7 protein-coding genes and 1 riboswitch are annotated in these 13,489 nt (G+C 60.9%); of the genes, 2 read left to right on the top strand and 5 right to left on the bottom strand.

Annotation, left to right across the window (positions count from 1 at the left end):
* Positions 1 to 39: 39 nt before the first annotated feature.
* The 3 genes from AB5Y76_RS03960 to AB5Y76_RS03950 form a co-directional block, all read right to left on the bottom strand.
* Positions 40 to 3,021 carry a M66 family metalloprotease gene (locus tag AB5Y76_RS03960; protein ID WP_263716985.1) on the bottom strand — a complete coding sequence of 994 codons (2,982 nt, stop codon included), beginning with the start codon at positions 3,019 to 3,021 and terminating at the stop codon, positions 40 to 42.
* Between the two features lie 73 nt (positions 3,022 to 3,094).
* On the bottom strand, positions 3,095 to 5,698 hold the full coding sequence (locus AB5Y76_RS03955) for a glycosyl hydrolase family 18 protein (protein WP_263716986.1): 2,604 nt from the start codon (positions 5,696 to 5,698) through the stop codon (positions 3,095 to 3,097).
* Positions 5,699 to 5,801: 103 nt separating this feature from the next.
* A riboswitch (cyclic di-GMP riboswitch) is annotated at positions 5,802 to 5,889 on the bottom strand.
* A gap of 234 nt (positions 5,890 to 6,123) precedes the next feature.
* On the bottom strand, positions 6,124 to 9,579 hold the full coding sequence (locus AB5Y76_RS03950; protein ID WP_263716987.1) for a PAS domain-containing hybrid sensor histidine kinase/response regulator: 3,456 nt from the start codon (positions 9,577 to 9,579) through the stop codon (positions 6,124 to 6,126).
* 215 nt (positions 9,580 to 9,794) lie between these two features.
* On the opposite strand from AB5Y76_RS03950, the gene AB5Y76_RS03945 reads away from it, so the two are divergent.
* Both AB5Y76_RS03945 and AB5Y76_RS03940 read left to right on the top strand, forming a co-directional pair.
* On the top strand, positions 9,795 to 10,343 hold the full coding sequence (locus tag AB5Y76_RS03945) for a DUF2975 domain-containing protein (protein ID WP_124928689.1): 549 nt from the start codon (positions 9,795 to 9,797) through the stop codon (positions 10,341 to 10,343).
* Positions 10,344 to 10,350: 7 nt separating this feature from the next.
* Positions 10,351 to 10,560 carry a helix-turn-helix transcriptional regulator gene (locus AB5Y76_RS03940; RefSeq protein WP_005335250.1) on the top strand — a complete coding sequence of 70 codons (210 nt, stop codon included), beginning with the start codon at positions 10,351 to 10,353 and terminating at the stop codon, positions 10,558 to 10,560.
* A gap of 283 nt (positions 10,561 to 10,843) precedes the next feature.
* Here AB5Y76_RS03940 and pnp read toward each other — a convergent pair whose 3' ends face one another.
* Together pnp and rpsO are read right to left on the bottom strand one after the other, a co-directional pair.
* Entirely contained in the window at positions 10,844 to 12,991 is a 2,148-nt protein-coding gene (pnp, locus tag AB5Y76_RS03935; protein ID WP_005338796.1) for a polyribonucleotide nucleotidyltransferase, read from the bottom strand.
* A gap of 167 nt (positions 12,992 to 13,158) precedes the next feature.
* Positions 13,159 to 13,428 (bottom strand): 30S ribosomal protein S15, encoded by a 270-nt coding sequence (rpsO, locus tag AB5Y76_RS03930; protein ID WP_005338797.1) that lies wholly within the window; start codon positions 13,426 to 13,428, stop codon positions 13,159 to 13,161.
* Positions 13,429 to 13,489 lie beyond the last annotated feature (61 nt).

Raw genomic sequence — 13,489 nt, 5'->3', positions numbered from 1 at the left:
TGCCTGAACAGGCTCCGCCATCTTCATCATGGACTCAACCTAGGGGCAGCTTGCCGCCCCGACATCCAGCCAGACATCGTGTTTGCCCGGCTCGTTGCCTTGAGTCCACCACTTGGCCTTCCACTGACGGCCGTTGTGGTTGGTCAGCTCACCGCCGTTGTAGGCAACGGTCGCGCTCCAGCCCAGCTCAACCTGACTCGCCAGCGCCCACTGATCGGCGACGCGGCCCGGTTCATTGCCCTGAGTCCAATACTTGGCACGCCATACCAGCTGGTTGTGGCTCACCTTGTCGCCGCCGTTATAGACCTTGCTGGCCTGCCATACGGGAACGTTGGCCGCTTCCGGATCTGTGGTGTTGCAATAGCCGTCGACCACGGGCTCCAGCGTCAGCACGACGCGCCCTTCGCTTTGATGTATCCCATCCGAGACGCTCACACTCAGCTCATGCTGCTCGCTGGTGGTGACTGCCGGCGGCAGCAGACGCAGGTTGGCACTGGCCTCGCCTTCCGCCTGCCAGCCCGCCGGGAAGTGCCAGCGGTAGCTGAGTGCATCCCCCTCGGGATCGCTCGCCTCGGCAGTGATGGTCAGCCACTCACCGCCGATGCCGCCGAGTTGTGCCGGCACGGTTACTACCGGAGGCTGGTTCTCCACCACGCCCTGCTCCAGCGGCCGCCCGTTGACGGTAAAGGAGAGGGTCTGCTGCGGTGGCAACAAGCTCTGTTGTACCAGTGTCTGGCCACGGCACTGGATAGTGGCGCGACCGGGCTCGCTGGCGGTGGGCAGGTTGATGTGGAACTTGTTCATGACGCTGCTCGCCGCCCGGTGATTGGCCAGCCTGAAGCGCTGCAGACCATCGCGGGTCTCCACCTGCAACTGGCAGTCATTGCCGGACAGGGTGTTGCTGTCATCCGGATAGGTGAAGCCGTAAGCGCCGTGCAGAGCCGGATAGATGTAGCTGCGCAGGGCTCCTTGCGGATCGTAATAGCCCACCAGGGTGGTCACCGGCACGCCGAACTGCTCGGGCTTGCGCGCAACCTTGGTATCGATGGGGGAGACCTCCACCCAGCTCTGGCCATCCGAGGTGAAGCTCTTCTTGAAGCCCCTGCTCACCAGGATATCCTTGCCGTTGATAAAGAGGTGGCTGTTGTAACCGGCCCCGTGATCGATGGTCAGACTGCGCCCACGGTTGTCCGCAGAGGCAATCGGCACCCGGATATCACGGGTCCAGCGACCATCCCACATGGCGACCCTGACCAAACCGTAATCCGCCAGCAGGGCACTCAGTCCGGCCTCGCTCAGGGCATCCATGGGGGCATCGACCTTCTCGATCCCCTCGATTGTATGCTGATAGGGCTCCATCATGGCCGTCGCACTGTTCCACTTGCTAAAGCCGGTTGCCGAGTTGGCATCGAACACCGCCTTGCTCTCCAGGAAGCGCTGAATGATGGCGGCGGAATTGGGGGTATAGAGGGTGAAACGGTTGGTACCGGAGAGAGGGCTGCCGCCCGCCATCGCATCGTAGCCAAACTTGCGGCCATCGAACGGTGGCTGGCACTGGCCATCCAGACAGGCATCCTCATTGGTGCGGGTCGGCGAGAAGTTTGGGATGAAACGGTGTTTGTCACTGTCCCAGCCCCAGCTGGAGTTGAGCTGATCGGCACTGCGGTGAACCGAGCCTCGGAAGCCATCCACATAGTGGCCAAGGCCGAAGTTGTGGCCTACTTCGTGGCTGAACTCGTTGCCCAGCGAATCATCCAGCGTGACGATGCCACCGCCACCGGAACCACCGTGCACCTGAACCCCATTGGCATATTTGCCGCGGCTGTTGTGCGCCGTCAGTTGGGCCACCACAAAGGGATGGCTTCCTTCCCCTTCACCGGCACTGCTGTTGATGCCGTAGTTGGCATTGTCGATGCCGTGGGAGATAAGCTCCTTGCCGATGCGCTGACGCATGGTGCCGCCATGCCACCCCCCCTCGCTCGGGTCAAAATCGGTCAGCAGGGTGCCATTGGGCAGCATCACCTCAGGCAGGGAGAGCGGTGCATACTGACTGACGAGCAACCGGCTGGCCGGAATGGTCTGGAAGTATTCGCGATGGGCCTCCTTGTCATTGGCAAAGGCAAAGCGATCCCGTGGTGTGGTGAGCATGCCGATGTCGATGGTGTGCAGCAGCAGCTCGCCGGGGGCGCCGACCTTGATGTCACGCAGTTCACCACTGAGATTGCCCTGACGAACGGAGAGGTTCAGTCCGGGCTGGATCCACTCGGCAGGCAGCTCGCCGCTCCAGGTATCCGCTGCATAGGTGATGCGGTTGTTCTCCAGCTCCCCCTCGCGGAACCACTGCCCATTGGCAAACTTGAACTGCAGGGTCTGGCCACGGGAGATCGTCACCTGCCGCTCGCCATAGAAGGCCGTCGAGTTATAACCGGCGCTGGAGCGGATCCGCACCATCTTGCCCTCCAGCTCCGGGCTCACGGGCAGGTAGATATCCCGAACCCAGCGGCCGTCGGCGGTCTGGATCTCCACCAGCGCGCGCCCGGTCAGCCGATCCTTGAGGAAAGCGCCGCTCTTGTCGCTCAGTTTGGCCAAATCAGCACTGCTGCTGATGATGGCACTGCTGCCGCTCTCCGGGACGAAGCTCACTCCGCCTTCGGGAACCCCCGCGAGGTGGTAGACCGTCTCGGGCAGCGCCGATGGCGGTGACAAGGTCAGGGTGCCAAGCAGCTTGCCGCTGCCGTCGCGGGCCTCCACTGTCATGGGGGTCACCCCGTCGGCCTGGAGCGGTTGCACCAGCAGCAGGCTCTTGCGCAGGCTGGTCAGGATGGGTTGGCGATCCCCCTCTTTGGGATGGGACGGCAGGATCTGGCTCTGGGCAAACTGCACGCTGGCAGCCAGGCTACCCGCCAGATCGCTTTGCGGTGTCGTCTCATTGAATATCAGGGGCGAGGTGGCGGCAGACAGGGGGCCAGCCGCCAGGGTTGCCATGATGAGGGCAGCGATTCGGGTCACATTTGTGGTCATTGTCGGGTTCTCGTTCATATTGCTACCGGGAATGAGGGGCATGTCGCCATGCCCCGTCATCGGTGAAGAGGCCTCAGTTACAGCTTGCTGCCCCGATATCCAGCCAGACATCGTGCTTGCCCGGCTCATTGCCTTGAGTCCACCACTTGGCCTTCCACTGACGGCCGTTGTGGTTGGTGAGATCCCCGCCGTTGTAGGCAACGGCTGCGTTCCAGCCCAGCTCAACCTGACTCACCAGCGCCCACTGATCGGCGGCGCGGCTCGGCTCATTACCCTGAGTCCAGTACTTGGCACGCCATACCAGCTGGTTATGGCTCACCTTGTCACCGCCGTTGTAGACCTTGCTGGCCTGCCATGCGGGAACGTTGGCTGCTTCCGGATCTGTGGTGTTGCAGGAGCCACCCTCACCGCCTTCGTTGATCGGGGTAACGGTGAGGCGGGTTGCCGCGTTGGCGTCGAGTGCGCCATCGGAGACGGTCACAGAGAGGTCATAACCGGTTTCGACATCCACCGCCGGGCCGGTGACCACCAGGGTGGCGCTGTTCTGGCCGGTCGCCGTGATACCGGCAGGCACTTGCCACTGGTAGATCAGCTCGTCGCCATTGGGGTCGGATGCCTTGGCGGTGATGCTCACCTGCTTGCCCTCTTCCACCTTGACGCTGGCGGGCAGAGTGACCACTGGAGGCAGGTTGGGCTGCGGCGCCTTGTTGGTCACCACCACCTGATCCCTGGCGGTCAGTTGATGGTCATCGGTCACCGTCAGCTCGAACACCAGATTGATGTCGGCGGACACCGCATCGAGTACAACACGGGCCTTGGCCTGAGTGGCATCTAGCAGGGCTGCCTGCGGGCCGGAGACCTGCTTCCAGCTATAGGTGAGGGTGCCATTTTCCGGGTCGTGGGAGGCGGAGCCGTTCAGCGTCACCTCGGTCGGACCGGTGACACTCAGATCGCTGCCCGCGTTGGCTACTGGCGGCTTGTTGGCTGGTGGAGTCGTCCCCTCGCCGTGGCCCAGCCCCTCGTGCATGGCGTTGAGGATGTCACCGTTGTCGGCATCGATCTCCCAGGAGAAGAGGCCACCGAGCTTGTTGGCCAGCACATACTGCCCCTTGGCCTTGACCGAGCGATCGTTGTCATAGGTGATGAGGTCGCCGGTCGCCGCCTTGAAGAGATAGGGCGCCTCGGCCACCTCGTCGTAGCCCTTCTCCCAGCCCGCCCCCATCCGGTTGTTGACGATGTCGCGGTAATCCACCACCCCGTCCTCCCAGGTGCCTTTCACCTTGCCGGTCGCCTTGCCGGTGAAGGGGTTGTTGCCCTGATAACCGCTCACACCGGTCCAGCCACGGCCATACATGGCGGCCCCGACCACCAGCTTGCCCGGTTCAACCCCCTGCGCCAGCAGCTGATTGACCGCCTTGTCGGTGGTGTACTTGGTTGCGGGGTCCCAGCTCGCTGCATAGAGGTTGGTCTGGTGGCCCAGTTCGGTGTTGCTCCAGGCACCGTTGTAGTCGTAGGTCATCATGAAGATGTGGTCCATGTAGGGCTGGGCCGCCTTGTAGTCCACATCCTGGATCTTGTCCCCCCCCGCTCCAATGGCGGAAGTGAGCTCATACTGGCGACCAGTCTCGGCCTCCAGCTCGTCGAGCATGGCCCGCAGCTCCTTCATCAGGGCCACATAGGTGGCACCATCACTCGGGCTGCCCAGTTTCGGGTTGGCGCCCTGTCCGCCCGGGTACTCCCAGTCGATATCCACACCGTCGAAGAACTTCCAGGTCTGCAGGAACTCTTTCACCGAGCCGACAAACACGTCACGCTTGGTTTTGTCACCGAGGAAATAGAAGGGATCGGAGAGGGTCCAACCGCCGACCGAGGGGAGGATCTTGAGGTTCGGATAGGCCTGCTTGAGCGCCATCAGGGCGCCAAAGTTGCCCTTGTAGGGCTCGTCATGAGCTGTGAGGTTGCCTTGCGGCATCTGGATGGCGGCCCAGGGATCGTGCATCGCCACCTTGAAGTCGGCGCGACCGGCACACGCCCGTTGCAGCGCCTGGAAGCTCCCTTCGATCTCCTTGAGGCTGTCGTTGAGGCCATCCCCGCCGCAGATGGGGGTGAAACCATAGAGGATATGGGTCAGGTTCTGGGCCGGGATCTTGTCCACCGTAAACTTGCGGCCATAGACCCCCCACTCCACGTAGTAAGTACCGACCACCTTGCCGGACTTGTTGGCGTAGGGCTTGTTGTTCTCCTGCAGCGGCGCCTTGAGTGGCACCAGATGACTGCCGTCAGTATCGGCGACCACGATCTCCTTGGCATCAGAGAGGGTACAGCCATCGGCGTTGCACAGCGCCACCTGCATCTGGTAGCGCCCCCCTTTCTTCACCTTGAATTTGGCGCTGCCCGCTGCGGCCGAGGGGCCGGACCACACCTCCTGACCATTGAGCAGTACCTTGGCACTCTGGCCCAGATCGCCGCTCCAGAGGTTCCAGTTCACCTCCACATCGGCGGCATCCTTTACCTTGACCAGATTGTTGTAGGCAGTAGCCGCCTGATCGACTTCAACGATGGAAAACTTGGTGGGACCCCATCCGATGGTCGGCTTGCCGGGCGCCGCAGCATAAGCGGACGAGGCGCAGCACAGACCGACCGCAAGGGCCAGCATGGTAGGCTTTGGACTTAGCATTTTTTATATTTCCCTATTTCGTTATGTTGGCAACGAAAAGGGCTACGCCCTGACAGGTAACGCAGACGGCAGTGCGGCCTCTTGGCAAAGGTGCACAACAACCTGTGGTGGCCCCGCTATCTCAAGTACGGCTCATCCCTGGACCGGAAGCTTTGCGTCCCGATCTCGCGATCGGTTTGCCCTTCGGTTACTTCATTTGCGATGCAAAAAATCGCATCCCGACTATAGAGTGAGCCAATCCGGTCTGCCACTGTCGGCGTTCACCGACAGTGGCAAGCCAATGCACTAACTGGCAGCCATTACGCAGGAACATGAAGAGATCTTCGCCAATAAATCTCTGTTTTCGGCATTGAACCATGACCACGGGCCACAGGATCATTGTACGGTTTTGTGAGCCGGTTCACGGCTAGCCGCCCCGGATGCGGCTAGCGCAGCAGCAGACTGTTCATCAGGGCCCGCAGTTTGAGTGGTTTGACCGGTTTGCTGATGTAGCCATACCCCCGCTCGCGGATCTGCGCCTGCAACTCGCTCTTGCGATCGGCACTGATGATGATGCCTCCCAGCTCGTCGCCACACACTCGTTGCAGGGCAGCGAGCGCCTCCAACCCGGTCTTGCCGTCGTCGAGGTGGTAGTCAGAGAGCACCAGTCTCGGCACAAACCCTTGTGCCACCAGCTCCTCGGCTTCGGCCAGATCGACGGCGCAGCGCACCTCGCAGCCCCAACGGCCGAGCAGGGTGCTCATGGCGGTCAGAATGTCCCGCTCGTTGTCGATACAGAGCACGGCGACACCTTCCAGCTGGCTGTCACGCACCACCGGCGCCGCCAGCTGATGAGCCGTGACCGGCCGGGTCGCCAGATTGAGGGTCACCGCAAAGACCGATCCCTTGCCCGGCCAGCTCTGCAAAGTGAGCTGATGACCGAGCACCTGCGAGATGCCGCGGGCGATGGCAAGCCCCAGACCCAGCCCCTGCTCCTTGGCGGTGCGGGAGTGATCGAGGCGGGAGAACTCGTCGAAGATCGCCTCCTGCTTGTCTTGCGGGATGCCGGGGCCGTTGTCCCATACCTCGATGCGGATCTTCTCCCCCATCCGACGGCAACCAAGCAGCACCCTGCCCCTCGGGTTGTAGCGAAACGCATTGGTGAGGAAGTTTTGCAGCACCCGGCGCAGCAGCCGCACATCGCTGTGCACCGCGTGCTTGCTCTCCACCACCGAGAAGTGGATCCCCCCCGCCTGCGCCAGCACGCCAAACTCCGCCTTGAGGTTGTCAAGCAGATCGCGCAGGGCAAAGTCGAGCTTCTTGGCCTTGAACTTGCCCGCTTCGAGCCGCGAGATATCGAGCAGATCGGTGATGAGATCCTCGGTCGCCCCCAGCGCATCATCGATATGGCGGGCGATGCGGGCCTGCTCGCCAGCATCGGGCAACATCTCCAGCAGGGAGGAGGTAAACAGCTTGGCCGCATTGAGGGGCTGGGTCAGATCGTGGCTGACCGCCGCCAGAAAACGGCTCTTGGATTGATTGGCCCGCTCCACCTGCTGGTTCACCAGCAGCAGCTGGCGGTTGAGTTCGGAGAGCTCACGGGTACGCTCGGCCACCCGCGCCTCCAGATGTTCGTTCGCTTCGCGCAGCACCCGCTCGGCATCGCGAAACGGCGTTATGTCGGTAAAGGTCATGACGAAACCACCGGCGGGCATGGGGTTGCCCTGCATCTCGATCACCCGCCCATCCGGGCGCTCCCGCGCCGAGATATGGGCGCTGCCGCGTTTCATAAAGGCGACCCGCCGTGCCACGTGATCCTCGATATCGCCGGGGCCACAGAGCCCTTGCTGGGCGTTGTAGCGGATGATCTCCTCGATGGGACGCCCAGCCTGAATAAGCCCCGGCGGATAGTGGAACAGCTCGATGTAACGGCGGTTCCAGGCCACCAGCCGAAGCTCCCTGTCCACCACCGAGATCCCCTGCCCGATATGCTCGATCGCCCCCTGCAACAGGCCGCGGTTGAATCGAAACACGTCGGAGGCCTCATCGACTATGGTGGCGATCTCCTCGAGCTGCATGTTGCGCCCCTGCAGGGCAGAGGCAAGCACCAACCGCGCCGAGGAGGTACCAAACACCCCTGCCAGCAGCCGCTCGGTGTGGGCAATCAGCTCGGCCGAAGCCTGCATCTGCGGCGCCAGGGTGCCGCCCCGCTCACCGGCGAAACGACCAAAGGCGCGTTTGACCCGGCTTGAACCGACAAAGCGGGCCGCCAGCATCTCCAGCTCCTTGACCGAGACCCGCGCCTGATAGAGGGCAGCGGTATCGCGACTCGGCTTGCCGACAAAGTTGGCCGCCTGCAGCCGCTCGCTCACCGCAGGGCGCGACAGCAGCGAGCCCGCCACATAACCGAGCAGGTTGAAGAGCAGGCTCAGGAAGATGCACCAGGCTCCGAGACTCAGCTCGCGAAATGCGGGCCAGTCCGGCGGTGCCAGCAGTTCGGCCAGCGGTGAACCGGCCAACAGCCCGCTCTCCACCAGCAGGGTGACGAACCAGAGGCTCACCCCGAGGCTCAACCCAAGATATACCCCCTTGCGATTGCCGTGACGCCAGTAGAGACCGAGCAGCAGGGCCGGCGCAAACTGGGCCACCGCGCCAAAGGAGAGATAACCGATGCGCGACAAGCTGGTGAGGTCGCCGAGCCAGAGGTAGAGCCCCCAGGCCGCCAGCAAGATCAGCAGGATGGCGCCACGGCGCACCTGCAACAGCAGCCGTACCAGCCGCTCGTCGCGCCCCTGCCGCCAGAAGCGGCGCAACAGCACCGGCAGCACCAGATCGTTGCTCACCATGATCGCCAGCGCGATGGTGCAGACGATCACCATGCCGGTGGCCGCCGAGGTACCGCCGAGAAACGCCAGCATCGCCATGCCATCGAAACCGAGGGCCATCGGCAAACTGATCACATAGGTGTCGGAGGCCATGTCAGCACCGACCCACTGCTTGCCCGCCAGTGCCAACGGCCAGATAAAGAGCCCCATCACGAACAGGTAGAGCGGGAAGATCCAGCGCGCCCAGTGCAGGTCCTGCCCCTGATTGTTCTCCACCACAGTCACATGAAACTGGCGCGGTAGGCAGATGACGGCGCACATCGCCAGCACCGTATAGATGGCAAGCTCCAGCAGGTTGCCGGGGCTCACCGCCACCACCTGTGCAAAGAAGTCGCGGGTCACCTGTTCGTGAGCCTCACCCGGTTTGCTCAGGATCAGCCAGAGGGCGAAGCCCCCCACCGCGATAAAGGCCAGCAACTTGACCACCGACTCGAAAGCGATGGCCACCACCATCCCCCTGTGGTGCTCGGTGGCATCGAGATGGCGAGTACCGAACAGGATGCTGAACAGCGCCAGCAGCAGAGTAACCCCGAGCGCCAGCTCGCTGGTATTGCTGGTCGGGCTGATGCCGCCACTGTTGACCATCAGCAGATCCAGCCCGGTGACGATGGCTTTGAGCTGCAATACCAGATAGGGGAGGATCCCCATGATGGCGATGAGGGCGATCACCATGGCGAGCCGCTGGGATTTACCGTAACGGGCGGCGATAAAGTCGGCGATGGAGGTGATGTGCTCGCGCTTGGCCACCAGAATGAGGCGTGCCAGCAGCCGCCAGCCAAACAGAAAGACCAGCATGGGGCCAAGGTAGATGGGCACCGGTGACCAGGGCGATTCACTCGCCTGCCCCACGGTGCCGAAGAAGGTCCAGGAGGTGCAGTAGACCGCCAGCGACAGGCTGTAGAGCAGCGGTTGCCCCTTGAGACGGTGCCGTTTGTGCTTGTCTGCCACGAAGGCGATCAGAAACAGCAGCCCCAGATAGGTGAGCGACAATCCGATCAGCAGCCATCCCTGGTGCATCGATAACTCCTTGTCCATGTTGAGTTTTTGTATACAACCTCGCCAGTCTAGAGAGGCTGCGGCCAAAAGTCATCCCCTTCGGACAGATTGAAATTATCGTTTTTCAATAAGTTTTATCTTGACTGCATATCGTAAAACAATAAACATTGCCGGTGTAAATATTGATAAACGATAAACTTTACCTTTCAGATAAAACCATCACAGTGAGGAATGAGATGATCTCCAACAAACTCGAACGCTCGAGCATGCTGATCGAATGGCTGCTACTGCTGGCACTGCTGGCTACCCCTTTGATCACCTTGCTGGAGGTGTGGACCCCCTTCGGTGGCGCCGATTTTCTGCAGGAGAAGCTCGACTCCATCTTGAGCCGTCCCGGCATCAATCCTGCCGACTATCCCCTTCACTTCTCCACCCGGCTGTTCGGCACCCTGGTGCAGCTGTTGCCGGATCTGGTCTTTATGATGATGCTCTGGCAACTGCGTCAGCTGTTTCGCGGCTACCGCGCCGGTCTGCTCTTCACCTTCGAGCAGATCCGCCGCTATCGGCAGATCGGACTGCTGCTCTGTGCAACCTTCCTGATCGAATTGATCCTGACACCCTTGCTGGATACGGTGCTCACCATGAGAGGCCCGGAAGTACTCGGTACCATAGCGCTGAGTACCTCAGATTTCCGGGTACTGCTGGCGGGACTGATCGTACTGGCGCTGGCACTGGTCATGCGCGAGGCCAAACTGCTGGCCGATGAACAGCAACTGACGGTGTGAGGAACATATGCCCATTATCATCCGCCTCGATGCCCTGCTGGCCGAGCGCAAAATGACCGCCCGCGAGCTGGCCCAGCGCATCGACATCACCGAGGCCAACCTCTCGATCCTCAAGAATGGCCACGCCAAGGCGGTGCGCTTCTCCACTCTGGAGGCCATCTGCCGTGAACTCAAATGCCAGCCCGGCGATCTGCTGGGCTACGAGCAGGAGCGCTAACCCTCTTATGAGTCGTCATATCACCCTGTTTGCCCTGTGGCTGCAGATGCCTCGGCACAACAGTCGTTTTTGTTCGCTCCCAACCAGTGGCTATTGACCGAATGGGGCAATCTGGTGCGCCAGCTTGGGAGCCAGGGGAGATCAATCTGCCGGATAGCAGTTGCCAACAGCTGCCAGATGTCAACCAGCCGCAGCTGATCTTGCCATAAAACAAAGTCCGGCTCCCATTGGGGAGCCGGACTTTTTACATCAACCGGAACCTATCTGGTATCAGGCGAGCAGATTACTCTGCAGCAGGCGCTTCTTCTGCGGCCGGAGCGGCGTCAGCAGCAGGTGCAGCTGCTTCGGTCGGGGCGTTCGCTTCCTTGATGGAGAGACGTACGCGGCCCTGACGGTCCACTTCCAGTACCTTCACCTTGACCACGTCACCGATGGTCAGGTGGTCAGCCACGTTCTGCACGCGAGCGTCGGTGATCTGGGAGATGTGTACCAGACCATCTTTGCCCGGCAGAATGTTGACGAATGCACCGAAATCGGCCAGACGAACAACTTTACCTTCATAGATGCGGTTCACTTCGATCTCGGCGGTGATAGCCTCGATGCGACGGATCGCTTCCATGGCGGCTTCGTTGGCCACGGCGGAGATACGTACAGTACCGTCATCATCCAGCTCGATGTTGGTGCCGGTCTCTTCGGTCAGCGCACGGATCACGGAACCACCCTTACCGATCACGTCCTTGATCTTCTCAGGATTGATCTTGATGGTGTGGATACGCGGTGCAAAATCGGAGATCTGGGCACGGGGAGCCTGGATAGCTTCGTCCATCACTTTCAGGATGTGCAGACGAGCGCCACGAGCTTGCTTCAGCGCAATCTCCATGATCTCTTTGGTGATGCCTTCGATCTTGATGTCCATCTGCAGCGCGGTCACACCTTCGGTGGTACCGGCTACTTTGAAGTCCATGTCGCCCAGGTGATCTTCGTCACCCAAGATGTCGGACAGCACGACGAAACCTTCTTCTTCCTTCACCAGACCCATGGCGATACCGGCAACGGAGGCCTTGATCGGCACACCGGCATCCATCAGCGCCAGAGAGGAACCACAGACAGACGCCATGGAGGAGGAGCCGTTGGATTCGGTGATTTCAGACACCACGCGCACCACGTACGGGAACTCGGCGGCGCTCGGCATCACGGCAGCAACGCCGCGCTTGGCCAGACGGCCGTGACCGATTTCACGACGCTTCGGGCTACCCATCATGCCGGTCTCACCGACACAGTATGGTGGGAAGTTGTAGTGCAGCATGAAACGATCGGCACGGTTGCCGGTCAGCTCGTCGATGTTCTGGGCGTCACGCTCGGTACCCAGAGTGGCGACCACGATGGCCTGAGTTTCACCACGGGTGAACAGGGCAGAACCGTGGGCACGGGGCAGAATACCGGTACCTACGCTCAGAGCGCGGATCATTTCCGGATCGCGACCATCGATACGCGGCTCACCACGTACTACGCGACCACGAACGATGCGGCTTTCCAGGCTGTGGAACTCTTCGCCGATCTTCTTGGCATCTTCTTCCACACCGGACGCGATAACTTGCTCAACCACACGGCCCTTGATGGCCGCGATGGTTTCGTAACGAACAGCCTTCTCGGTGATGCGGTAGGCTTCACCCAGCTCGGCGCTCGCCAGCTCGGCAACCTTGGCTTTCAGCGCTTCGTTGACGGCAGGCGGAGTCCAGTCCCACGGCTTGGTGCCGACGGCAGCGGCAAACTCGTTGATCGCATTGATCACGGTCTGCATCTGCTCGTGACCGTATACCACGGCGCCCAGCATCACTTCTTCGGAAAGGATGGCCGCTTCGGACTCAACCATCAGCACGGCATTGGCAGTACCGGCAACTACCAGATCCAGATCGCTCTGCGGCAGTTCGGTGGTGGTCGGGTTCAGCACATACTGACCGTTCATGTAACCCACGCGAGCAGCACCGATCGGGCCGCCAAACGGGATACCGGAGATGGCCAGTGCGGCAGAGGCACCTATCATGGCAACGATGTCGGGGGATACGGCCGGATTCACGGACATTACGGTCGCAACGACCTGAACCTCATTGAGGAAGCCTTCCGGGAACAGCGGACGAATAGGACGGTCGATCAGACGGGAGATGAGGGTCTCGCCTTCGCTCGGACGGCCTTCACGACGGAAGAAACCACCCGGGATACGACCAGCAGCATAGGTACGCTCCTGGTAGTTGACGGTCAGCGGGAAGAAATCACGGCCGTGATCGGCCTCTTTCTTGCCGACTACGGTCACAAATACGCAGGTATCGTCCATGCTGACCATAACGGCCGCAGTGGCTTGACGGGCCATCACACCGGTTTCCAGAGTGACGGTGTGTTGACCGTACTGGAATGACTTTACAATAGGATTCACGTGAATTTCCTTTTTACAATTTGGCTCTTTAAATTCGCGCACAAGTATACTTGATTCGATGCAAAAGGTAAGCGGCGACGCGAATTCTGTGAGGCAGGCAACGGCTTGAAGAGCAATAAAAAAGGGGAACCTGACGGTTCCCCTTTTTCGCGAAATCTGATGGTCGATTAACGACGCAGACCCAGCTTGGCGATCAGAGCAGCATAACGCTCGGAATCTTTACGCTTCAGGTAGTCCAGCAGCTTACGACGCTGGGAAACCATGCGCAGCAGACCGCGACGACCGTGGTGGTCCTTGGAGTGCTCTTTGAAGTGACCTTGCAGATGGTTGATCTGGGCAGTCAGCAGGGCAACTTGCACTTCGGGGGAACCGGTGTCGTTGGCGCAACGAGCGTTGTCAGCAACGATTTGAGCTTTGATCTCAGCATTTAGAGACATGGTAATACTCCAGTAGAGTGTTTAAAGGTTCACAGCCAATCTCTAATTCAGCCGTGAAATG

The sequence above is a fragment of the Aeromonas sp. R1-2 genome (assembly GCF_040908505.1).
Classification (GTDB): Bacteria; Pseudomonadota; Gammaproteobacteria; order Enterobacterales; family Aeromonadaceae; genus Aeromonas; species Aeromonas veronii.
This window is presented reverse-complemented; position numbering and strand designations above follow the sequence as displayed.